The following is a 21,301-nucleotide window of genomic DNA, read 5'->3' as shown; positions in this document are numbered from 1 at the left end:
TCAATTCCAAGGCCCCATGACCGACCAAGTCCAGATCACCGACAGCCATTGCCATCTTGATTTCGAGACCTTCGACGAAGAACGCGGCGACGTGATCGCACGCGCGGTCGAGGCCGGGGTGACGCGGATGGTCAGCATCTGCACCAAGCTGCGGCTGGAGCCGCAGGTCAGGGCGATTGCCGAAGCGCATGACGAGGTTTTCTATGCCGCCGGCACCCACCCGATGAGCGTGGCGGACGAGCCGATGGCCACGGTCGACGCGCTGGTGTCGCTGGCGCGGCACCCCAAGTTCGTGGGCATCGGCGAGACGGGGCTGGATTATCACTACACCGCCGAGAGCGCGGGTGCGCAGCAGGAAAGCCTGCGCCTGCATATCGAGGCCGCGCGCCAGACCGGGCTGCCGCTGATCATCCACGCACGGGATGCTGACGACGACATGGCGCGGATCCTGACCGAAGAGCACAAGGCGGGCGAATACTCCTGTGTGATGCATTGCTTTTCGTCCGGTGCGGAACTGGGCAAGGCGGCGCTTGACCTTGGGTTCTATCTGTCGATGTCGGGCATTTCGGCCTTTCCCAAGAGCCAGGAGTTGCGCGACATCTTCGCGTCCGCCCCGGTGGACCGCATCCTGGTGGAAACCGACGCGCCGTACCTCGCCCCGCCGCCCTATCGCGGCAAGCGGAACGAACCTGCCTATACCGTGCATACGGCCAAGGTGGGCGCCGAGGTGTTCGGCATGGACTGGCCCGATTTCGCCGCGCAGACGCAGGCCAATTTCGACCGGCTGTTCTGGAAGGCCGCACAATGGAAAGCCGCCGCCTGATGGGGGAAACGCGTTTCACCATACTCGGATGCGGGTCGTCCGGCGGGGTGCCGCGCCTTGGCGGACACTGGGGCGACTGCGACCCGGAGAACCCCAGAAACTATCGCCGCCGCTGTTCAATGCTGATCGAGCGCGAAGGCGAGGATGGGACCACGCGGGTACTGATCGACACCTCGCCCGACCTGCGAAGCCAACTGCTGGATGCGGGCGTAGGCGCGCTTGACGCGGTTGTCTATACCCACGCCCATGCCGACCATGTGCACGGTCTGGACGATCTGCGGATGATCGTTTTCAACATGCGCCAGCGCCTGCCGGTCTGGGCCGATGGCGACACGCAGAATGCGCTGTATTCACGCTTTGGCTATGCCTTCACGCAGCCCGAGGACAGCCCCTATCCCCCCATCCTCGACATGCACACGATCAAGGGTGACGTGGTCATCGAGGGGCAGGGAGGGGCCATCACCCTCCGTCCCTTCGTGGTCAACCACGGCTCGATCGACGCGCTGGGGTTCCGGGTGGACGACCTTGCCTACCTGCCGGATGTCGCGGAAATTCCCGACGACAGCTGGAAGGTCCTGGAGAACCTGGATTGCTGGATTCTCGACGCGCTGCGGCGCACGCCACACCCGACGCATTCTCACCTGGAGCAGTCGCTGGAGTGGCTGGACCGCGCCGCCCCGCGCCGTGGTGTGCTGACCAACATGCATATCGACATGGATTATCAGACGCTTGTCGAGGAAACCCCCGACCATATCACCCCAGCCTATGACGGCATGGTGATCACCTACAGGGACTAGCGCAATGCAGGCCCTGCTGGACGTCATCCTGCCGGTCTTCATGATCATCGGCTTTGGCTATGTGGCGGTCTGGCGCGGCTGGTTCAGCCAGAGCGGCGTCGAAGGGCTGATGACCTTTGTCCAGAGCTTCGCGGTTCCCTGCCTTCTGTTCGTGGCCATCTCGCGGCTGGACCTTGGCCAATACTTCGAATGGCGTATGCTGGTGAGCTTCTATGCAGGAGCCTTGGCGGGCTTTGTCCTGGGCATGCTGGGCGGGCGGTTCCTGTTCGGGCGCCCCTGGGAGGATTGCGTGGCCATCGGTTTCTGTGGCCTCTTTTCCAACTCGCTTTTGCTGGGGTTGCCCTTGACCGAACGCGCCTACGGGCCGGACGCGCTGGAGGCCAACTATGCCATCATCGCGCTGCATTCGCCCATCTGCTATGGTGTCGGGATCACGGCGATGGAGATTGTCCGCGCCAAGGGGCAGGCCGGCTCGGGGCTCGTGTTGCGCGTGTTGAAGGCGATGTTTTCCAACACGCTGATCCTGGGCATACTGCTGGGCTTTGCCGTGAATCTAAGCGGACTGCCGTTGCCGGGTACGGTGAACGACGCGCTGGACCTGCTGGTGCGCGCGGCGCTTCCGGCCGCGCTGTTCGGCGTGGGCGGGGTGCTGGCCAGCTATCGCCCCGAGGGCGACCTGCGCCTGGTTCTCTACCTGTGTTTGATCTCGCTCGTGGTGCATCCGCTGGTCACCAGGCTTCTGGGGGTGGCCTTCGACCTGTCGGTGGACGCAACGCGGTCCGCTGTGCTGACGGCGGCGATGGCGCCGGGTATCAACGTCTACATTTTTGCCAGCATGTACGGGCGCGCGATGCGCGTGGCCGCAACGTCCGTCCTGATGGCGACCGCCCTGTCGATCGTCACGGTCTGGCTGTGGCTGGGGCATCTGCCCTGAGGCCGAACCGCGCGAGGCGCATGTTAGGCTTTGACCGCGCGGGCCGTCTCATTGCATCCTGTCCGTGGCGGCGCATCGGGACCGGGGGCCGTGGGAAACGGACGGGACAGTATGCAGAACAGCGAACTTGCAGAGCTTCTGAGGCGCATGGCCGCCAGTGACCGTGATGCCTTTGCCGCCTTCTACAAGGCGCTGGAAAAGCCCGTTTTCCGGTTCATCGTCTCGAAAATGAACGATCCGCACGAGGCAGCCGACATACATCACGACGTCTTCATGGACATCTGGCGCTCGGCTGGGCGCTTCGAGGGACGGTCGACGGTGAAAACATGGGTATTCGGCATAGCCTACAGGAAAACGATGGATCATTTTCGCAAGCACAAACGGGTCGACCTGACCGACGAGATCGACGAACGCGTGGACGACAGCCCCGACGCGGCGACCTGCCTTGCCTCGGCGCAGGAGGCGGAACATCTGCGCCATTGCCTGGATCAGTTGAAGCCGCAGCACCGGGCGGCGGTGGAACTGGCCTTCTACCAGGACATGACCTATGGCGAGATCGCGAGCGTCGCCGAGGTGCCGGAGGGCACGATCAAGACGCGTGTCTTTCATGCCAAGAAGCTGCTGCTGCATTGCCTCTCGGGCCGGATGGAGGTGCGGTCATGACCGACGGATCGGACCTGTCCCGCGACGAGATCGAGGCGCTGCTGGTTTTTCTGGCCAATGACACGCTTGAAGGCGGGGAACGCGCCGCCGTCGAGGCCGCCGTCGCGGCCGACCCGCAGCTGGCCGGCGAGCTTGAGGCGTTGCGGGCAATGCGCTTAAAAATGCAGGCCGAGGACGTGTCGTCGCCCGGGGAGTTGGGGCTGGCCCGCCTGATGCGTGAGCTCGACACCGACGCCGCGGCGCCGGTTGTGCCGCAGGGCGGATTGCCCGAGGCCGCGAACAGCCCGACCGCGCCCGGCAATTTCTGGAAGATCGCGGCGGTGGTTCTGTTCGGTCTGGTTGTAGCGCAGACCGCGTATATCGGTTATGATGGGGGCACTGATTTTGAACTCGCGGGCGGTGAAGAGACGACGGCGCGCGCCGAGCACACGATCCGCGTGGCCTTTGCCGAGGACGCAACCGAGGCGGACATACGGGCGCTGCTGCTGGCGCAGGGCCTCGTGATCGTGGACGGGCCGTCGGCCATCGGGCTCTACACGCTGGCGGCGTCGGACGACGCGGCACGCACCGAGGCCGTGACGGCGCTTCAGGCGCGGGACGATATTGTGGAAAGCGTTGAATGACATGACCTTTTTCCGGCTTCTCGTGGCGATCCTGAGCCTTTGCCTTCTTGGCATTGTGACCCCGCAAACGGCGCGAGCCGCCGTGGCCCTGCCGGACCCGGCCTGCGTCGGGACGTGCGCTCTTCCCGGTATTGTCGAGGTGCAGCAGGGCACCGGCGGACGCGGTGGCCAAGGCGGAAATGCAGGCAATAGCCCGCGTACGAAACCGACCGGCGGGCTGCGCCGGGCGGCGCGGGACGAGGTGCAGGCCACCGACGGCTCGCCGGAATACGTGCTGCTGGTCAACCGGGGCCAGGCGGTGGCCGCGGCGCAGGCGCTGGTCAGCGCGGGGGCGACATTGCTGCGCGAACGGCCCCTGCCGCAATTCGGACAGCAGATGTATTTCTTCGTCTTTCCGCGCACCCTGACGCTGGAGCAGGGGCGGGCGCTGTTGGCGGGCCGCACGCCTTCGGCGGTGCTGGACCTGCACAAGATCTATTTCCGGTCGGCGGGCCCCCGGGTCTATCACGCGGCGATGGTGGGCGACGCGCCGGGACAGAGCTGCCGTGTCGGGCGCAGCATTCGCGTGGGCGTAATCGACGGTGCGGTCAACGCGGGCCACCCGGCCTTTGGTGGGGTGCGGATTGTGCGGCAGAGCTTTCTGCGCGAGGGCGCGCGCCGCACCGGGGCCAGCCATGGTACCGCCGTGGCCGGGCTTATCGCGGGCTCGGCCGGGGCGGGGCCGCTGGCGGGCCTGGCGCCGGGGGTGCAGGTCTATGCCGCCGAGGCGTTCGGGCTGGAAAAAAGCAGCGACGGCGGGCGGTTGGAGAGCGTGGCGGCCAGCCTGGACTGGCTGGTCGGCAACGGCGTGCGGCTGGTCAACATGTCGTTTTCCGGCGCGAACAACCGGGTGTTCGCCAAGCTGCTCGCGCTGGCCCAGGGACGGGGCACGGTGATCGTGGCCGCCGCCGGCAACGACCGCAGCGGTGCGCCTGTCTTTCCCGCGGCCTCGCCCGACACCATCGCCGTGACGGCGGTGGACGCGAGCGGGCGGCTATACGGGCGGGCCAATTACGGCAACCACATCGAGTTCGCCGCGCCCGGCGTGGACCTTTACGTGGCCTGGGGTACCGGGGGCAGCTATCGCTCCGGCACATCCTTTGCCGCGCCGGTGGTGACCGCGATCCTGGCGCGGCAGGCCTCGCGCGGAGGGCTGTCGCTGAACGGGGCGCGGGCATTGCTGCGGCGCACCGCGCGGGATCTTGGCCCCGGCGGGCGCGATACGCATTACGGCTACGGGCTGGTCCAGTCCGGCGGCTGCTGAGCCCGATCCACGAGCCACGCAGCGGGATCAGACCACGAAGGTGTTAAGCGCGTCTTAAAACGCCGGTGCGATGCCGCGCGGCGCGGCGTTCAGCCTGTCTTGACCGGGGCCCCGCCGGCAAAGGAATTGCCATTGACGTAGTCACACGGCGCATCCTGCATCTGCAGGTGCAGGCCGTCGCCGGTGAAGGGATGCGCGCGGGCCAGATCCTCGTCCACCTCGATCCCCAGTCCGGGGGCCACGGGCGGGGTGATGAAGCCGTCCTCGACACGGATCTTGTTCTTTATCAATCGGTTGTGAAAGTCGGTCTCGATGGTTTCGGCCATGAGGATATTGGGGATGGAGGCCGCGAAATGCACGTTGGCGGCCCATTCCACCGGCCCGGCGTAAAGATGCGGGGCCATCTGGGCGTTGTAGACCTCGGCCATGGCGGCGATCTTCTTGGCTTCCCAGATGCCGCCCACGCGACCCAAGGCGGGCTGCAGGATCGAGGCCGCGCCGGAGCGCAGCAGGGGGGCGAATTCGGCCTTGGTCGTGAGGCGCTCGCCGGTGGCCACGGGGATCGAGGTGGCGCCGGCCACCTTGGCCATTTCCGCAACATTATCAGGGGGTACCGGCTCTTCGTACCAGAGCGGATCGTAGGGCTCGATCGCCTTGGCGAGGCGGATGGCGCCCGCCGTGGTGAACTGGCCGTGTGTGCCGAAGAGAAGGTCGGCCCGGTCGCCCACGGCCTCCCGGATCGCCTTGCAGAAGGCGGCCGAGAGCGAGATGTCGGTGCCGGCGGGCATGTGGCCGCCGCGCATTGTGTAGGGGCCGGCGGGGTCGAATTTTACCGCGGTATATCCGCGGCTTAGCAAGTCGAGCGCGGACTCGGCGGCCATGTCGGGCGAGGTCCAGAACGGGGTGATGTCGTGCTGCTGAAGCGGGTAGAGATAGGTATAGGCGCGGATGCGGTCGTTCATCCGTCCGCCCAGGAGCGCCCAGACCGGACGCTCGCGGGCCTTGCCGAGGATGTCCCAGCAGGCGATTTCCAGCCCCGAAAAGGCCCCCATCACGGTCAGATCGGGGCGCTGGGTGAAGCCGGAGGAATAGGCGCGGCGGAACATAAATTCAATGTTTTCAGGGTTTTCGCCCTGCATGTGGCGAGAGAAGACATCGGTGATGACGGCGGTCATGGCGTCGGGGCCGACGCTGCTGGCATAGCATTCGCCCCAGCCGGTGATGCCGTTATCCGTGGTCAGTTTCACCAGGATCCAGTACTGCCCGCCCCAGCCCGGCGCGGGGGGCGAGGTGACGATGATGTCGAGGTCCTTGAGTTTCATGGGGTTTCTCCCTGCTGATACGGCGCACGGTGGCCTGAGTGGCGGGATGGGGCAAGCCGGAAATCGGCGCGAGTCGCACAGAAGGGTTAACGGTGGGGATTCGCCGAATTCGGTACGTCGGTATCGCGTCGGTATCCGAGTGGCATCGCGACGGTGCGGTTTTTTGCGTTTCGCAGGGTGAACGGACCGAACGGAGGGGGGCGGAATTTGCGCAAATTCCGCTGACGGAAAATGCGCATTTTCCGTGACACTTTCTGCGTAGAAAATGTCGCCCGCGATCGGCCTAGCGCAGCATGATGACGTTGCGCCGGGCCGTGCCGGACTTGGTGTCGGCGATGGCGTCGTTGATCTGGTCGAGGGTCCAGCGGTTGGATATCAATTCGTCGAGCTTGAGGCGTCCTTGCTGGTAGAGATCGACCATCCAGGGGATGTCGCGGCGGATCACCACGTCGCCCATTTTCGAGCCGACCATGCTCTGCCCGGCGGCGGCGAAATTGGCGGCCTCGTATGTCGATTCCGCGCCCGTGGCGGGCATCCCGACCATGATGACCTTGCCGCCGCCCGCGATGTAGCGGGGGGCCTCGTCATAGGCGCGGGCGGCGCCCACGGTGACCAGCACGGCGTCGGCACCGCGGCCCATCGCCTCTTTCGCGGCGCGCCAGGGTTTGTCCTGGGAGGCGAGCACGCCGTCGGTGGCGCCGAAGGCTTTTGCATCGGCCAGCTTGTCCTCGGTCATGTCGACGGCGACGATGCGGCGGGCGCCGGCGATGCGCGCGCCCTGGATGGCGTTGAGGCCGACGCCCCCTGCACCGATCACCACCACGTCCTGACCGGCGCGCAGCTGCGCCGCGTTGACCACCGCGCCGACGCCGGTGACGACACCGCAGGCCAGAAGCGAGGCGGCGTCCATCGCCATGCCGTCGGGGATCTTCACGACCTGGGAGTGGTGCACGACCACGTCCGTGGCGAAGGCACCGCAGGCCATGGCCTGGTGCAGCTTGCCGCCATCCGCTGTCGAAAGCGCGCCGTGGTCGCCGTCGAACGGCGTCTCGCAGCCCGTAGGCCGGCCCGCGCCGCAGCTGGGGCACTGGCCGCAGGCTCGGATCAGCGTGACCACCACCGTATCGCCCACCGCAAGGCCGGTCACGCCGTCGCCGATGGCCGAGATGCGGCCCGCGGCCTCGTGGCCATAGACCGCCGGAAGCGACCCGCCCCAGGCGCCGTCGGCATAGGAGATGTCGGAATGGCAGATGGCGACGGTCTCCAGCGCGACCTCGACCTCGTTCTGTTCGGGCGCGCGCAGGCGCACGTCCTCGATCACGAGGGGGGTGCCGAATTCGTGGCACACGGCGGCTTTGATGGTTTTCATGATCCCTCCCGAAGTTCGTTGACCGCCAGCCTGATCGGTTTTTCCGCGCGGTTTCAAGGCCGATTGCGACCTGTCGCGACGTAATCGGCGGATGCGTGGCGCCTGCGGGTGAGAAAGAGGACGAGGCCGAGGGCCACCAGCAGCAGTGCTGCGAGGAAGGGGGAGCCGGGTAGACGGAAAGTTGCATCGGGATTGGTGAAGGCGGCGAAGATGTTGGTCATCATCAGCGGCGAGAAGATCATCGCCAGCGCGCCCACGGAGGTGAAGATGCCCTGAAGCTCGCCTTGGGCGTCGTGTGGCGTGCGGCGGGACATGATGGCTTGCAGCGCAGGCACACACATCGCCGCCAGCGCCGAGACGGGCGTGAGGGCGAGTGCGAGCCAGCCGTTCGAGATGACGCCCAGCACGGCGAAGCTGAGGATGGCGAAGCCGAGGGCCAGCACCACGGTTCCGGCCTCGCCCAGCCGCGCGATGGCGACGCCGATCAGACCGGCCTGCACGGCGAAGATCGAGATGCCGAAGATGCCGAGCGAAAGGCCGATCATCGACGGGTCCCAGCCGAAGGCGGCGGTGGTGTAGTAAGACCAGATGGCGGGGTAGACGTTGAAGGCGAGCTGGTAGAGCAGGAGCACGGCCAGGAGCCGGCCCACGCCGGGCAGGGCGCGGATCTGGCGCAAGGCGCCGAACGGGTTGGCGCGGGCCCAGACGAAGGGGCGGGCGCGGTCGGGCGTTATGGTTTCCGACAGGACGGCCCAGCCGAAGAGGAAGTTGGCGAAGGCGAGCGTTGCGGCGGCGTAAAAGGGCGCGCGGGGGCCGAGATCGCCCAGGAGGCCGCCGATCACGGGGCCGAGCACGAAGCCCATGCCGAAGGCCGCCGACACCAGGCCAAAGCCCGCGCCGCGTTTTTCGGGCGGCGAGGTGTCGGCCATGAAGGCGGCGGCGGTGGATTGCGTGGCGGCCATGATGCCGCCGACGAGACGGCCCAGCACCAAGAGCCACATGGCATGGGCCACGGCCATCACGAGGTAGTCGAGCGCCAGGATCAGGAGCGAGCCCAGCAGGATGGGCCGTCGTCCGAAACGGTCGCTGAGGTTGCCCACCATGGGGCCGAAAAGGAACTGCATCACCGCGAATAGCGAGGTCAGCACGCCGCCCCAGAGCGCCGCCGATGCGAGCGTGCCGCCGTCGATATCCATGATCAGTTCCGGCATCACGGGGATGATGATCCCGATGCCCATGGCGTCGATCATGACAGTGATCAGGATGAACGCGGTGGGCAGGCGGGACGACATCGAGGCTCCGGTCTGGATCTGTGGGGCGACTGTAGCCGGGGCCGGGCAAGGCGGAAAGGGCGCGGTGCGCGTGCCCGGCTCAGATGTGGCCCGTGTCCGACAGGAACTGCGTCAGGCGGGCGGCATAGGCCTCGGGCGCCTCGACGCAGGGCAGGTGGCCGGTGCGGCGCATCAGGTGGAACTGCGCGCCGGGAATCAATTGGGTCGTTTCGCGCACCAGGTCGGGCGGGGTGGCGCCGTCCTCGGACCCGGCGATTCCCAGGGTGGGCAGGCGCAACCCGCTGGTGGGGGTATAGAAATCGGTGCCGGAGATCGCCGCCGAGCAGCCGATATAGCCCTCGTCGGGTTGGGAGGTGAGCATGTCGCGCCAGGTTTGCAGTTCCGGCCTGCCGAGGAAATCGCGGGAGAACCAGCGTTGCATCGTGGCGTCGGCCAGCGCCTCGATCCCGCCCTCGCGGACGGCGTCGATGCGCTCTTGCCAGAGTTTCTGGTTGCCGATCCTGGCGGCGGTGTTCGACAGGACCATGCAGCGGACGAGATCGAGGCGCTTGACCGCGAGGCCTTGCGCGATCAGCCCGCCGATGGAAAGCCCGACGAAAACGCAGTCGCGGATGTCGAGATGGTCGAGCAGCGCCTCGGCGTCGCGCACGAGGGTGCCCATAGCATAAGGCGCGGGCGGTACGCTGGTCTTGCCGTGCCCGCGCTTGTCATAGCGGATGAGGCGCAGGCCCTCTGGCAGGTGGGGCAGGACCGCGTCCCACAGGTGCAGGTCGGTGCCCAGCGAATTAGCGAAGACGAGGGCCGGGCCGTCTGCCGTGCCTTCGTCGCGGTAGTGAATGTCGATGTCGTTGAGATGAACATGGGGCATGGGCGCAAAGAGCCACACCCTGCCGGCCTTGTCCACCGCGAACGGCCCGGGAGGGAGTAAGCCCGGGCCGCCGCTTGGGGCGGACGCTATTTGCGCCCAATCCGGCGGATCTTGCCGTCGAATGTAGGGACAGACATGACGAAGTCGTCCGCCGGATATCCGAGAGCCTGCTCTTCGAGGATGCCGATGGCGATCCGCTCGCCCATGCGCAGGCTGTCGAAATAGTCGGAGAAATAGTGCACGCCGGCCATGTTGCGCCCGATCGAGATGTTGGCGGCGAGCTTGTTCAACTCGCCCTCGAGCGTCAGGGGGCAGCACTGTTCTTTCTTGTCGCTCGGGTGCAGCACGACATGTTCCGCGATTTTCTTCTTCGTGTCCTTCTTGACCAGCTTGTAGGTGCCGCAGGGCTTGAACACGAGCTTGGACATCGGCAGGTGAACGCCACAGTCCTTCTTGCAATGCTCGGCCTTCTTCTGTTCCTCCTTGGTCAACATCTCGCAGCGATAGGCGCCGGCCTCGACCACCTTGCCGTCGCAGAGGGCGTCATGGATCGCGGCCTTGTCGTAGAAGCCTGCATCACAGTCGGTTTTGTCTTTGGGGTTCGTGATGCGCACGAAGACCGAGGACGTGTCGTAGAACGCCTTGAGCATGGTCACGCAGGCGCCGGCGACGGTGGCATGACCCGCCCCGTAGGTCGGGTGCATCGGGGAGCCTTCCCCGAAGGCCATGGGCAGGAGTGCCGCGTCGGCGCCGTTGCCGCTGGTCGGGTGGGCGTCCAGCGCGTCGAGGGTCGGCTTGAGCGCGTCGCGCATGGCGGTGAAGCAGCCGCAGATCTGCGGGAACCGTTTCTCGATCTCGTCGGCGCGCGCGATCCGCGCGGCCAGCGCCTCGGGGCGCAGGCGCAGGTGCACGTTGAACTTCTGGTAGCGGACGGCCTTGAGGCCGCGTGTGGCCACCTCGGTCACGAGGCTGAGGATGTGCGGCCCGCCCCAGAGCGCGAAGCCGCCGGCGTTGTAGGGCACTTTCGCGCCGGTCGCGGGGTCGATCATCAGCCGGTCCCCCGGCGGGCCGGACAGCAGGTCGAAGGCCGGATCGAACGGCGCTTTCTGCGCCAGAAGGAGCAGGCAGGCGTTGAGATAGGCCTGGTAGAGCGCGTCGAAATGCACGTAGGTCGCCAGGTCGCGCGGGGTGCAGATGAAGCGGCGCTGGTCGAGGGAAAAGTCCTGGATGCCGGTGCCGCCATAGCCGCGCTGCACCCGCAGCCAGTCATTCCAGGTGGTCATGTAGTCGGTTTCGCCCGCGACCGGCACGGTCTGATCGACAAGCTGGGCGCCGTATTCGATCAGCCCCTGTTCGGGTTTCTTGGCGCCGGGCGAGGAGCCGATCAGCAGGAATTGCGACAGGTAGGGGCCGTTGAGCACACCGGGCGAGGAGCCGCGAAAGACGGTGCCGGACGAAAGGTTGCCCGCGGCGTTCGTCTTTCGCGGGCGGCCCGTGAAGCCATCGGTTGCATAGGCCAGCCCGTCGAGGCGCGTGGCCGAGGCGTCGACCGCGGCATTGCCCGCGCCTTCCTCGAAGGCGGTGAAGGGCACGTCGCGCAGGATCGCGAGTTCGTAGACCTCGGCCATCTCGAAGGCCAGCTCGTCCGAGCAAAGCTCGGGCGCGGGTGGCATGGTGACGGCCTGTGCGTCAGGGCCTTGCAGGTCATGGACGATGCCCGCGGTGGGCGCCTCCCAGAAGCGGCGCGGCTCGTCGCGGGGGACAGGCACCCGCGTGGTGAAGGGTTCGCAGAAACCGTTGTCGATGGCCTTGCGGAAGGCCTCGAACGCGTCGGTGTCGGCGACAAGGCCGGTGGCCTGGTCGTGATCGAGCCCCTTGGTGAAGCTCATCGGATAGCAGGCGGCGCCGTAGCGCGCCTCGTCACCATTGGCGCGATGTTCGGGGTGGTGGCGGTGGCGGGCCAGTTCGGCGGCCTCGACACGGAATCGGTAGGTGGATTCGGCACGGTCCTTGGGCATTGGAAATTTCCTTTCATGAAAAGGTCTTCGGGCAAGAAATTGGTCAAAAGCAGTCAAGAAAAACGCCGGAGCGCGAATGTAATATCCTTTATAAATGACTCGTCCTGGCAGGGTCTGTCAATGATTATTTAAATCTGAGGTTGTTTGCGGTGCGGGATTTGCAACCCCGAACAGGGCAGCATCGAACGCTCCGCGTTGCGCGGAGCGCCGCCGATTGGCAGTGGGGCCGGCCCGCCGGAGAGGCCGGTCAGTGAGAGACGATCGCCAGTCCCAGAAGGATGAGCGCGCCGCCGCCCACGTCGCGCGAGGACAGGCCCTCGCCGATGGAATAGGCGTAGGTCAGCACGATCAGCGTCTCTATCGCGATGATCAGCAGGTAGAGCGTGCCGAGCGTGACCCCGCGCATCAGCACGACCTCGGCCTGTGTCGCGGCGATGAACCCCAGCAGGATGAGACCGTAGGCGATGAGTGACCAATGGCCGGAGGCAATCTTCATTCCGATGGTGGCGATGCCGTAGCCCAAGGCGGCGACGACCGCCAACCCCAGCAGTCTGATATCAAGAATTTCCATAATGCAAAACGGTGGCCGGACTATTGGCACAACGTATCGAACTGATTTTATTGAAAAAGGGCCACCGACCCTAAATTGTTTCAGCAAATAATAACTAAAGGTACCACGGGCGGACGAGTCGTTACAGTCGGGATTTCCTGACCCCCGGGTCCTTGAGGGCCTGGGCCTGCGCCGGCGGTGTTACGTCTCCTGCATCCGCAGGTGCGCCATGATCTGGCCGTGGTCCGAGGCGAGCTTGTTATAGGGCGCCTCGGGGTGGGAGCCGTCGGTCAGGTGGTCGTTGAAGACGCTGAAATAGGTCATCTCGCCCGCCCGGTCGGGGTTGTCGGGGTGGAAGTGGCGGGACATGAAGATCTGGTCGATGCTCTCATACACGCCGCCGAAGGCTGCGGTGTAGACCATATCGCGCAGGGATTTGCGCACGAACATCTTTTCCGCCGAGTGCAGCCGCACACGCTCGACATCCTCGGTGATCTGGCGGTTTTCCTCGTCCGAGTAGCGGTCGGAGCGATCTTTCGCGTCGTGGCGCAGCATCCAGGAGTAGTTCTTGAAGGGCGCCTCGCCGGTGATGATCTCGGACGAGACGGCGTGTTCGCCGTCGTTGAAATCGCCCAGCACCATGACCGGGTGTCCGGCTTCGATCTCGCGCACGACCTCGCGGCGCAGAACCCAGGCCTCGGCCATGCGGCGGACCGTGGAGCGCAGGGCGCCCATGGCGCGGCCGATGGGGTCGTAATGAGTGAGGTCTTCTTCGGGGGCATAGTCGGCGCCGGGGGGCGTGATGTATTCGCCCAGCTTGGATTTTAGGTGGCAGTTGAAGACCGTCACGGTCTGGCCGCCCATCGGGATACGCGCCTTGATGACCGGGCGCGACAGGCGGCGCAGGACGTAATGGCCGGCGTCCTGCGCGCCGGCCATCCCGCGCAAGGGCGTGAAGGGGATGGTGAGCGGCTCTTCCAGGTCCTGGATGATCTCGGGCGTGCCCTGAAAGCCCAGCCGCGACAGGATCGCGACGCCGGGGCGGCGTTTGCCCGCCTCGCCGGTGTCGGCGGCGTTGGGAGCGAAGGCGAGCGTGGCGTCGTCATAGGGGGTGACGGCCAGTTTACGGAAGATCGCCTTGCGGTGATATCGCTTGGAACGGTCTGGAATGGACGCGTCGTTGAGGGCGTGGGCGCGGATGGACGCCTCGTCGATGACGGCGTGCAGGGCGTCTTTCTCGAAGATCTCCTGAAAGCAGATCACGTCGGCGTCGAGCGTCAGAAGCTGGTCGGCCATCCAGTCGAGTTTCCAGACGTATTCTTCGGGGGTGTAGGACTGGAATTCGTAATATTCCCGGTCGGGGCCGATGAGGTTCTTGACATTGAAGCTGGCGATGGTGACGTCGGTCATGGGGGGCCTTTGCTGACAAGAGTTTGAGCGCACTAGCCTGTGAATATGCAGTGGTTTTCGATATATTCGCGAAATGCGGATGTGAATTGACGCGCCTTGTCAACGACGCCAGGCCCATGATGAACGATATTTACGTTTTCGGCTTTCTGATAAAAATGCGTGGTTCCGTCACCACGGGGGGATGGCCAGCTTTCTTCAGGCCGTTTGCGCAGCGTGGACTTTTCGAACCGGGCCGGTGTATCTGACGGCATTTCAAACGAGATTACGACCATGTTGTAGGGTGGCCGTTCGCCGCCAAAATTTGTGCTGGCAAACGGCTGAGGCGTTCCATCAGCCCCTTTCGTCTCCATGATCTGCCCCAATGCCATTGGAAACTTGAATGAAGACCACAGGACCCAGCCGTGCTCGGGACGATTACGCCAGCGATATGTGGTCATCGTGCAATCCAGAACCTCGACTGTGTGCCGTTCGTCCTCGAAATCATGGGTTCCACTCTCAATAAGCGTGGCGATCAACGCCTGCTTATTGTCTTCTGCTTGACTTAACGAGGGCAGGCCGACGCCTATGCCGACGCAAAGGGCGAAACAAATTGGTTGCATCAAGCGTGCGTTGTGGCCGGGAACCATATCAAAGCGTCTCCAAGGCCCGGGTGAACATCGACGCGTCGACGTTTCCGCCGGAGATGGTGCAGATGACCGTGTCGGCGTTCAATTGATCCCCGTGAAAGATTGCGGCGGCCAGGGCGGCGGCGCCGCCGGGTTCGGCCACCAGTTTCAGGCGCTGGAAGGCGTGGGCCATGGCGCGCAGGCAGTCATCCTCGGAGACCGCGATGCCGGGACCGCAGAGGCGTTTTAGGATCGGGAAGGTGATTTTTCCCGGGGCGGGGGTGAGGATGGCGTCGCAGATATTGCCACTGACGCCTGCGTTGGTCTCGATCTGCCCCGAGGCGAGCGAGCGGGTGACGTCGTCGAAGCCTTCGGGTTCCACCGGGCGCACTTTGAAACCCGGTGCCTCGGCCTCGAGCGCCAGGGCGATGCCGGAGGTGAAGCCGCCGCCGCCGCAGCAAACCAGCATTTCGGCCTCACGGATGCCGAACTCGGCGGCCTGCTCGGCGATTTCCAGCCCGCAGGTGCCTTGGCCCGCGATGACCTGCGGCTCGTCATAGGGGCGGATGAGGGTGAGGTCGCGCTCGGCCTGGAGCGTCTCGCCCAGGTCTTCGCGGCTTTCGCCGGCGGCGCGGTCGTAGAGGACGACCTCGGCGCCGAGGGCGCGGGTGTTGGCGATCTTCAGTGCGGGCGCGTCGGCGGGCATGATGATGACGGCGGGCGCGCCCATCTGGCGGGCCGCCAGCGCCACGCCCTGCGCGTGGTTGCCGGAGGAGAAGGCGATGACGCCCCTGGCGCGGGTTTCCGGATCGAGCGCCGAAACGGCGGAGCGGCCGCCGCGATACTTGAAGCTGCCGGTGTGTTGCAGGCATTCGGGTTTGACGAGGATGCGGCGGCCCGCGATCTCGTCGAGGAAGGGCGACGACAGCAGCGGCGTGCGGCGGGCGTGGCCCTTGAGGCGCTCGGCGGCGGCGCGGATGAGGGTGATGTCGCTCATGCCGCGGCCTTCAGCAACTGGCGGATGGCGGCGAGGGATTGCGGCTCGTCGAGGAAGGGGACGTGGCCGCGGTTTGGCACGACGGCGGTGATCATGTCGGGGTGTCGGGTCTGCATCTGTGCTTGCGTCTCTGCGGTGAAAAGGTCGGAGTTCTCGCCCCGGATCGAGGCGGTGGGGATGAGTTTCAGCCCGTCGAAGAGCGCCCAGAGATCCACGGCCTCGCCCGCGCCGGCCTGGCCCACGAGCGCATCGCGCAGGCGGGGGTCGTAGCGCAGGGCGATGCCGCCCGAGGGCGCGTCCTGCCACATGAATTCGGCCTGTTCGCGCCAGCGGGTGAGGGGGATGTCGGGGAAGTCCTTGGCGTGGCCCGCGGCAAGCGCATCGGCGGCGGCGTCGAGGTTCTCGAACGGGGGCGTCTTGCCGACGTAATCCATGATGCGCTCGATGCCGATGGGGGCCACCTCGGGGCCGATGTCGTTCAGCACCACGCCGGCGAGGCGGTCGGGGTGGCTGTGCGAGAGCGCCATGGCGATGAGGCCGCCGCGCGAGGTGCCGATGAGGATTGTCCGCTCGATGCCCAGATGGTCAAGGAGTTCGATGGCATCCTGGCCTTCACGCAGGATGTTGTAGGTCATGTAATCCTCGGCATGGTCCGACAGGCCGCGCCCGCGATAGTCGAGGCGGATGACGCGGTGGTCCGACAGGTGTGGCACGAGATAGGTGAAATCGGTGACGTTGCGGGTGAGACCGGCGAGGCAGAGGATCGGCGTGCCGGTTTCATTTTCCGGGCCTTCGTCGGTGTAGTGCAGCGACAGGCCGTCGGAGGTGGTGAAGTGCGGCATTATTGGGCGAGCTCCGGGATGCCGGTGAGGTCCTTCAGGACATGTCCGGGCCTGGCGGGCAGGCGGTCCATCGGCGCGCCGGCGCGGTTGACCCAGGCGGTGGTGAAGCCGTAGCCCGCCGCGGCGGCGGCGTCCCAGCCGTTGGAGGAGACGAAGAGGACCTCGGACCTGGCGCAGCCGAAGCGGTCGCCGACGAGGTCGTAAACGCTGTCGTGGGGTTTGAAGATGCCGACGCTTTCGACCGACAGCACGTCATCGAGCACGTCGCCGATGCCCGCCGATGTCACCGCGCCGTCCAGCATGGGGGGCGAGCCGTTCGACAGGATCGCGGTGTTTTTCCCGGCGTCCTTGAGCGCGTGGAGCATGGCGGGGACCTCCGGATAGGCTTCGAGTTCCCAGTAGAGTTGCAGCAGCCGTTCACGCAGGTCGGCGTCGTCCGAGAGGCCCTCGGCCTCGAGCGCCCAGTCGAGGCCGTCCTGGGTGACCTGCCAGAAGTCCGTATGCCGATCCATCACCGCGCGCAGCCAGGTGTATTGCAGCTGCTTCAGGCGCCAGTGCTCGGCGATGGCGGGCCAGTGGGATTTGAACGCCTCGCGGCCGGGCTCGTCGGCGGCGGTGCGGGCGGCGGCGGCGACGTCGAAAAGCGTGCCGTAGGCGTCGAAGATACAGGTGGTGATGGGCATGGGAGGCCTTCGGGTCCGGGGTGGTTCCGGGGGCAGAGTGGCACGTCTGGGGAAGGGTTGGAACCCTGTTTGCAATCGCTGCCATGGCAGGTTAGCCTTGAGGCAGACCAGCAAGTACCCGCGCGAGGCGCGGCCTTGGAAACCCATCCCCCAAACAGATTGGAAACCACATGACGCAGGTGAAATCCGGCGATACGGTAAAAGTTCATTACAAGGGCACTCTGGCCGACGGCACGACCTTCGACAGCAGCGAAGGACGTGATCCGCTGGAATTCCAGGTCGGCTCGGGCCAGATCATTCCCGGCCTCGACAAGGCCATTCCGGGCATGGAAGTAGGCGACAAGAAGACCGTGGAAGTGCCCGCCGACGAAGCCTATGGCCCGCTGGACCCGGCCGCCAAGCAGGCGGTGCCGCGCGCCGACATCCCCGACGACATCCCGCTGGACATCGGCACGCAGTTGCAGGTGCAGACGCCGCAGGGCCAGACCCTGCAGGTGATGGTGGCCGAGGTCACCGACGAGCAGGTGACGCTGGACGCCAACCACCCGCTGGCGGGCAAGGATCTGACCTTCGACGTCGAGCTTGTCGGGATCGACAAGTGATAGAATGAAGCGCAAGGGCGCGCGCCTCGCCGCGCCCTTGCGTGCGCATCCCGGCTGGCTCGGGGTGGCAAAGCGGACCTGCGGGGCGATGCCCGGCAGACTGGCGCAGAATTTCTTGAGGATATTTTGAATGATGAATCGGTTTGTCCGTGCAGTCGCGGCGCTTTTGATTTCTCTGGGATCGTCAGCAGCGGCGCAGGGGGCGTGGGATTACATTATCCTGAACGACTCCTACTGCACCGGCAACGGCGGCACCTCGACAGGCATGACTTGCAGCGGGGCCAGTTCGGCGCAGCGATGGCGCGAGATCGCGCGTCAGGAGTTCATCCGGGAATACGACGCCAAAATGGCGGCGGCGCAGAGCAGGGCCGACAGTTTCGAAAGTAGGTTCCTGAGTTGGCTTGCAGCGTATGAGGCGCCCGATTTGGCCGTGGCCTTGGATCCCGCCGCGGATGCTTTTGTGGATGCCGAGGCCGCTGAAAGGAATGCCGAGGCATTGGCCAAGCACACCCATTGCCTCCACAGCAGCCTGTTCTCGCTGGTGTTGGACTTCGAGCAGAACGATCTGGCCAACGAGGCGGGGAAGTTTTTCTCCGGCAACATTGGTGGCTACACGCACTGGCATCTGGCCTATTACCACCTTGGCCGTATCATCGCACTGACCTCAGGCGACACGCTGGCCCGGCTGGAGATCGAAACGCCCGAGCAGAATGCGATGCTGCGGGCGTTGATCAGCGAGCACGTCGCCAATGCAGTGGCCGCGATAAAGAACCGGCTGGTCAATTTCCAGCCCAGCACGGTGAGCGGGGTCAGGCAGCAGGAGTCGCTGCTGTATCACATCGGGTTTCATCCGGGGGACACCGACCTGTATGACAGCCCCTTCGCCAGGATGTCCTGCAAGGCCCAAGTCTTTGCCGGCGAGGGCCTGTCGCCGCAGACGACCGCCTTTCTGAGAGGCGGCTATCCGGGCACGGGGTTCGATCTGTCCAGAATATTGCCGCCCGAGATCGGCAGCGGCGCCTTGGAGGCCTATGCCTATGCCGACCAGGCGGATGCGCTGAGGGCGCTGCGCGTCGCGGCGCGGGACCGGCCAAGGCGCACGTTGCGGGACTTTCCATCGCTGACCGGCGCGGCGCATATCGAATTTCGGCGCTACAGCGGCTACCTCGATCCGTCCCGCGCAAAGGTGGTCGAACTGCAAGAGGGCGATATCGTTCCGGATTACGCGGCGCTGACAGGCGGAAATTTCGTCGTCTACGACACCTTTTTCGTTGAAAGCTTCGACGCGATGGAGCGCCTGCCGCTGAGCGATTGGGTGCGCCTGATCGTGACGAGCCACGAAGGGTTTGCAAGCAAGTGGTACCTCAACACGTTCGTCGTGAATTACCATGATCGGCCCGATTACATGGCCGAGTGGATCACGTCGACCGCCGACAAGGTGTGCCGCAGTATCAAGGGCTGCTGAGGGACCGGAAACGTGATCTGAAACCCAGCGCCGCTCCAAGGATGAGCGAGGGCTGGAACACGCGCGTATGATCCGCGTTGGCCCTTGTGCAATCCACGGGATGACCAAGGGACGTGACGACAATGTTGGAATTTCTGAAAGAGAACGTGGAGATCGTTCAGATCGCGGCCAGCCTGACGACGACGTTCGTGTGGCTGGTCTACCTGCATATCTTCCTGAGCGGCTATATCCAGCAGCGCCGGTCCAGCATCCTGATCAACCGCGGTGGCGGGCAGGACATGAAGGCGCGGTGCCTGGTGTCGAACATGGGCGCGCAGCCGGCCTATCTGCTGGACGTGCTGGCGTCGCTGGACACCGGCGAGGAGGTCGATGTCGCCAGCGTCGTCGACCGCGAGGAGCTGCGCAAGGAGGAGCTGGAGCAGCCGACGAACGTGACCGGGCAGGGGCCGATCCCGTCGGGCGGGTACGTGGATATCGGAACCTTCGAGGATGTGGCCCGCCGGGCGGGGCACAGCGCGGACGAAAGCGACCTGAAGGACCGCTGTCTGAAACTGGTGGCGGTCTGTGCGACCAACCAGGCCAATCACGTGGTCGCGGCGGTGCGCGAGTTCGATCTGGTTCCGGGCGGCGAGGGCGTGCGGCTGGCGCCCCGCAAGCTGGAGGCGCGGCAGATCCGGTCGCGGCGGCTGAGACGGAAGATCACGTCGATGCTGGAGCGGCTTGAGCGCAAGGACGGCAACGCCGAGATCGGCGCGGAATTCGCCCGGCTGTAGCACTGCCCTGGGGGCGTTGGCCCGGTGGCAGGCCTTGTGGCCGGTCGGCCGAGGCGCCGGGGCGACGTGTCGGGCCTATCGGTCGGGGTCCGACCAGTCGGAGGCTGGGACGCTGCGGCGGTGCATGCGCAGGGCCAGACCCAGCGCGACGCCGACGCCGATGGCGACGGTCAGGTCGGCCAGAACGGTCAGGACCATGGTCAGGGCCAGCAGGAAAATGTCGGAGGCGCGCTCGGCCAGGTGGCCGCGCCACTTGTGCGGCTCGCTCATGTTCCAGGCGGTGAGGATCAGCAGACCGGCCAGCGCTGGCATCGCCATGTAGCCCACCAGCGGTGCCGCGACCAGCATGACGATCAGGATCGTCACCGCGTGGACCAGCCCGGCCACGGGCGTCTTGCCGCCCGCGCGGATGTTGGTCGCCGTGCGGGCGATGGCGCCGGTCGCGGGCATCCCGCCGAAGAGCGACGAGCCGATATTCGCCGCCCCTTGCGCCAGCAGTTCCGCGTTGGGGCGGTGATGCCCCGCGATCATCCGGTCGGCGACCATGGCCGAGAGCAGGGATTCGACCCCAGCCAGGAAGGCGATGACCAGGGCGGAGGGGAGGAGCTCGATCAGCCTGGCGACGCTGACGACCGGCAGGGCGGGCCTGGGCAGGGTGCCGGGCAGGTCGCCGAACCGCGAGGCGATGGTGTCGACAGGCAGCCCGGTGACGGCGACGATGGCCGATGTCAGGGCCACCGCGACGATCAATCCCGGCCATTTCGGCGCGGCGCGGCGGAACAGGACGATCAGAGCCATCGTCACGACGCCGATTATCGCGGAGGCGGCAGAGGTGGTGGGGCGGGCGGCCCAGAGCGCCTCGACCTTGGGCAGGAAATCTGCCGGCAGGTCGGTGACAGCGAGGCCCAGAAGGTCCTTGAGCTGGCTGGTGGCGATAATGACGGCGATGCCGATGGTGAAGCCGTTGATGACCGGCTCGGGGATCAGCCGGATGAGGTTTCCGGCCCGTAAGAAACCGGCGACCAGCAGGATGAGACCGGCCATGAGCGTGGCCAGCACCAGCCCGTCATAGCCATGATCCGCGATCACGCCGAAGACCACGACGATGAAGGCGCCGGTCGGCCCGCCGATCTGCACGCGGCTGCCGCCAAGAAGCGAGATCAGGAAGCCCGCGACGATGGCGGTCACCAGGCCCTTGGCAGGGTCGGCGCCCGACGCGATGGCGATGGCCAGGCTGAGCGGCAGGGCCACCATCGCCACGGTCACGCCGGCGAGGACGTCCTGCGCCAGAAGCGTCCGGGAATAGCCGGGCAGGGTCGTGAGGATTTTGGGTTTCATGCACTTACGTCAGGGGACGTGCCG

Annotated in this window: 21 protein-coding genes; 9 read left to right on the top strand and 12 right to left on the bottom strand. The window is 65.8% G+C overall.

Annotated features, from left to right (window positions below):
- Positions 1 to 16: 16 nt before the first annotated feature.
- The 6 genes from ACQY4V_RS10810 to ACQY4V_RS10785 all read left to right on the top strand — a co-directional run bounded on the left by ACQY4V_RS10810 (position 17) and on the right by ACQY4V_RS10785 (position 5,143).
- A complete protein-coding gene (locus ACQY4V_RS10810; RefSeq protein WP_428511555.1) occupies positions 17 to 823 on the top strand; it encodes a TatD family hydrolase in 807 nt (268 codons plus the stop codon).
- Positions 823 to 1,620, top strand: a complete 798-nt coding sequence (locus ACQY4V_RS10805; protein ID WP_428511553.1) for an MBL fold metallo-hydrolase — start codon at positions 823 to 825, stop codon at positions 1,618 to 1,620. Before ACQY4V_RS10810 ends, ACQY4V_RS10805 begins: the two co-directional genes overlap by 1 nt.
- A gap of 4 nt (positions 1,621 to 1,624) precedes the next feature.
- Positions 1,625 to 2,554 carry an AEC family transporter gene (locus ACQY4V_RS10800; RefSeq protein ID WP_428511551.1) on the top strand — a complete coding sequence of 310 codons (930 nt, stop codon included), beginning with the start codon at positions 1,625 to 1,627 and terminating at the stop codon, positions 2,552 to 2,554.
- Between the two features lie 111 nt (positions 2,555 to 2,665).
- The gene (locus tag ACQY4V_RS10795) at positions 2,666 to 3,217 is read left to right on the top strand and encodes an RNA polymerase sigma factor (RefSeq protein ID WP_222450810.1); all 552 of its coding nucleotides are present in this window, start codon (positions 2,666 to 2,668) and stop codon (positions 3,215 to 3,217) included.
- Complete coding sequence (locus tag ACQY4V_RS10790) at positions 3,214 to 3,840, top strand: hypothetical protein (protein WP_428511549.1); 627 nt, start codon at positions 3,214 to 3,216, stop codon at positions 3,838 to 3,840. The genes ACQY4V_RS10795 and ACQY4V_RS10790 overlap by 4 nt, the downstream gene beginning before the upstream one ends.
- Before the next feature lies 1 nt (position 3,841).
- Positions 3,842 to 5,143, top strand: coding sequence for a S8 family serine peptidase (locus ACQY4V_RS10785; RefSeq protein WP_428511547.1), 1,302 nt, complete (start codon positions 3,842 to 3,844; stop codon positions 5,141 to 5,143).
- Between the two features lie 89 nt (positions 5,144 to 5,232).
- Here ACQY4V_RS10785 and ACQY4V_RS10780 read toward each other — a convergent pair whose 3' ends face one another.
- The 11 genes from ACQY4V_RS10780 to ACQY4V_RS10730 all read right to left on the bottom strand — a co-directional run bounded on the left by ACQY4V_RS10780 (position 5,233) and on the right by ACQY4V_RS10730 (position 17,099).
- Entirely contained in the window at positions 5,233 to 6,465 is a 1,233-nt protein-coding gene (locus tag ACQY4V_RS10780) for a mandelate racemase/muconate lactonizing enzyme family protein (RefSeq protein WP_428511545.1), read from the bottom strand.
- Between the two features lie 283 nt (positions 6,466 to 6,748).
- Entirely contained in the window at positions 6,749 to 7,834 is a 1,086-nt protein-coding gene (locus ACQY4V_RS10775; protein WP_428511543.1) for a zinc-binding dehydrogenase, read from the bottom strand.
- 53 nt (positions 7,835 to 7,887) lie between these two features.
- On the bottom strand, positions 7,888 to 9,126 hold the full coding sequence (locus ACQY4V_RS10770) for a TCR/Tet family MFS transporter (protein ID WP_428511541.1): 1,239 nt from the start codon (positions 9,124 to 9,126) through the stop codon (positions 7,888 to 7,890).
- Between the two features lie 79 nt (positions 9,127 to 9,205).
- Positions 9,206 to 9,994: a 3-oxoadipate enol-lactonase gene (gene pcaD, locus ACQY4V_RS10765; protein WP_428511539.1), complete on the bottom strand. Its 789-nt coding sequence runs from the start codon at positions 9,992 to 9,994 to the stop codon at positions 9,206 to 9,208.
- Between the two features lie 86 nt (positions 9,995 to 10,080).
- The gene (locus ACQY4V_RS10760; protein WP_428511537.1) at positions 10,081 to 12,012 is read right to left on the bottom strand and encodes a hypothetical protein; all 1,932 of its coding nucleotides are present in this window, start codon (positions 12,010 to 12,012) and stop codon (positions 10,081 to 10,083) included.
- 247 nt (positions 12,013 to 12,259) lie between these two features.
- Complete coding sequence (locus ACQY4V_RS10755; protein WP_428511535.1) at positions 12,260 to 12,583, bottom strand: 5-aminolevulinate synthase; 324 nt, start codon at positions 12,581 to 12,583, stop codon at positions 12,260 to 12,262.
- A gap of 180 nt (positions 12,584 to 12,763) precedes the next feature.
- Positions 12,764 to 13,972, bottom strand: a complete 1,209-nt coding sequence (locus tag ACQY4V_RS10750) for an endonuclease/exonuclease/phosphatase family protein (protein ID WP_428511533.1) — start codon at positions 13,970 to 13,972, stop codon at positions 12,764 to 12,766.
- A 32-nt stretch (positions 13,973 to 14,004) separates the two neighbouring features.
- Positions 14,005 to 14,598, bottom strand: a complete 594-nt coding sequence (locus ACQY4V_RS10745) for a hypothetical protein (RefSeq protein ID WP_428511531.1) — start codon at positions 14,596 to 14,598, stop codon at positions 14,005 to 14,007.
- A gap of 1 nt (position 14,599) precedes the next feature.
- Entirely contained in the window at positions 14,600 to 15,574 is a 975-nt protein-coding gene (locus ACQY4V_RS10740; RefSeq protein ID WP_428511529.1) for a threonine ammonia-lyase, read from the bottom strand.
- A complete protein-coding gene (locus ACQY4V_RS10735; protein WP_428511527.1) occupies positions 15,571 to 16,416 on the bottom strand; it encodes an alpha/beta fold hydrolase in 846 nt (281 codons plus the stop codon). The genes ACQY4V_RS10740 and ACQY4V_RS10735 overlap by 4 nt, the downstream gene beginning before the upstream one ends.
- Entirely contained in the window at positions 16,416 to 17,099 is a 684-nt protein-coding gene (locus ACQY4V_RS10730) for a haloacid dehalogenase type II (RefSeq protein WP_428511525.1), read from the bottom strand. The genes ACQY4V_RS10735 and ACQY4V_RS10730 overlap by 1 nt, the downstream gene beginning before the upstream one ends.
- Positions 17,100 to 17,269: 170 nt before the next feature.
- On the opposite strand from ACQY4V_RS10730, the gene ACQY4V_RS10725 reads away from it, so the two are divergent.
- From ACQY4V_RS10725 to ACQY4V_RS10715, 3 genes are all read left to right on the top strand, one after another.
- A complete protein-coding gene (locus tag ACQY4V_RS10725; protein ID WP_428511523.1) occupies positions 17,270 to 17,701 on the top strand; it encodes an FKBP-type peptidyl-prolyl cis-trans isomerase in 432 nt (143 codons plus the stop codon).
- Positions 17,702 to 17,831: 130 nt separating this feature from the next.
- Positions 17,832 to 19,166, top strand: coding sequence for a hypothetical protein (locus ACQY4V_RS10720; protein WP_428511521.1), 1,335 nt, complete (start codon positions 17,832 to 17,834; stop codon positions 19,164 to 19,166).
- Between the two features lie 122 nt (positions 19,167 to 19,288).
- Positions 19,289 to 19,939 carry a hypothetical protein gene (locus ACQY4V_RS10715; RefSeq protein WP_428511519.1) on the top strand — a complete coding sequence of 217 codons (651 nt, stop codon included), beginning with the start codon at positions 19,289 to 19,291 and terminating at the stop codon, positions 19,937 to 19,939.
- 75 nt (positions 19,940 to 20,014) lie between these two features.
- On the opposite strand, the gene ACQY4V_RS10710 is transcribed toward ACQY4V_RS10715, so the two are convergent.
- A complete protein-coding gene (locus ACQY4V_RS10710; protein ID WP_428511517.1) occupies positions 20,015 to 21,277 on the bottom strand; it encodes a SulP family inorganic anion transporter in 1,263 nt (420 codons plus the stop codon).
- Positions 21,278 to 21,301: the final 24 nt, after the last annotated feature.

The sequence above is a fragment of the Roseovarius sp. genome (genome assembly GCF_965277045.1).
Lineage (GTDB): Bacteria > Pseudomonadota > Alphaproteobacteria > Rhodobacterales > Rhodobacteraceae > Roseovarius.
Note: the sequence above shows the minus strand (reverse complement) of the source record. Positions and strands in the feature narration are given on the sequence as shown.

Bases quoted from the DNA above. Each gene is read 5' to 3' on its own strand.
- ACQY4V_RS10810 (WP_428511555.1), top strand. From the start codon at position 17: ATGACCGACCAAGTCCAGATCACCGACAGCCATTGCCATCTTGATTTC.
- ACQY4V_RS10805 (WP_428511553.1), top strand. From the start codon at position 823: ATGGGGGAAACGCGTTTCACCATACTCGGATGCGGGTCGTCCGGCGGG.
- ACQY4V_RS10800 (WP_428511551.1), top strand. From the start codon at position 1,625: ATGCAGGCCCTGCTGGACGTCATCCTGCCGGTCTTCATGATCATCGGC.
- ACQY4V_RS10795 (WP_222450810.1), top strand. From the start codon at position 2,666: ATGCAGAACAGCGAACTTGCAGAGCTTCTGAGGCGCATGGCCGCCAGT.
- ACQY4V_RS10790 (WP_428511549.1), top strand. From the start codon at position 3,214: ATGACCGACGGATCGGACCTGTCCCGCGACGAGATCGAGGCGCTGCTG.
- ACQY4V_RS10785 (WP_428511547.1), top strand. From the start codon at position 3,842: ATGACCTTTTTCCGGCTTCTCGTGGCGATCCTGAGCCTTTGCCTTCTT.
- ACQY4V_RS10780 (WP_428511545.1), bottom strand. From the start codon at position 6,465: ATGAAACTCAAGGACCTCGACATCATCGTCACCTCGCCCCCCGCGCCG.
- ACQY4V_RS10775 (WP_428511543.1), bottom strand. From the start codon at position 7,834: ATGAAAACCATCAAAGCCGCCGTGTGCCACGAATTCGGCACCCCCCTC.
- ACQY4V_RS10770 (WP_428511541.1), bottom strand. From the start codon at position 9,126: ATGTCGTCCCGCCTGCCCACCGCGTTCATCCTGATCACTGTCATGATC.
- pcaD (WP_428511539.1), bottom strand. From the start codon at position 9,994: ATGCCCCATGTTCATCTCAACGACATCGACATTCACTACCGCGACGAA.
- ACQY4V_RS10760 (WP_428511537.1), bottom strand. From the start codon at position 12,012: ATGCCCAAGGACCGTGCCGAATCCACCTACCGATTCCGTGTCGAGGCC.
- ACQY4V_RS10755 (WP_428511535.1), bottom strand. From the start codon at position 12,583: ATGGAAATTCTTGATATCAGACTGCTGGGGTTGGCGGTCGTCGCCGCC.
- ACQY4V_RS10750 (WP_428511533.1), bottom strand. From the start codon at position 13,972: ATGACCGACGTCACCATCGCCAGCTTCAATGTCAAGAACCTCATCGGC.
- ACQY4V_RS10745 (WP_428511531.1), bottom strand. From the start codon at position 14,598: ATGGTTCCCGGCCACAACGCACGCTTGATGCAACCAATTTGTTTCGCC.
- ACQY4V_RS10740 (WP_428511529.1), bottom strand. From the start codon at position 15,574: ATGAGCGACATCACCCTCATCCGCGCCGCCGCCGAGCGCCTCAAGGGC.
- ACQY4V_RS10735 (WP_428511527.1), bottom strand. From the start codon at position 16,416: ATGCCGCACTTCACCACCTCCGACGGCCTGTCGCTGCACTACACCGAC.
- ACQY4V_RS10730 (WP_428511525.1), bottom strand. From the start codon at position 17,099: ATGCCCATCACCACCTGTATCTTCGACGCCTACGGCACGCTTTTCGAC.
- ACQY4V_RS10725 (WP_428511523.1), top strand. From the start codon at position 17,270: ATGACGCAGGTGAAATCCGGCGATACGGTAAAAGTTCATTACAAGGGC.
- ACQY4V_RS10720 (WP_428511521.1), top strand. From the start codon at position 17,832: ATGATGAATCGGTTTGTCCGTGCAGTCGCGGCGCTTTTGATTTCTCTG.
- ACQY4V_RS10715 (WP_428511519.1), top strand. From the start codon at position 19,289: ATGTTGGAATTTCTGAAAGAGAACGTGGAGATCGTTCAGATCGCGGCC.
- ACQY4V_RS10710 (WP_428511517.1), bottom strand. From the start codon at position 21,277: ATGAAACCCAAAATCCTCACGACCCTGCCCGGCTATTCCCGGACGCTT.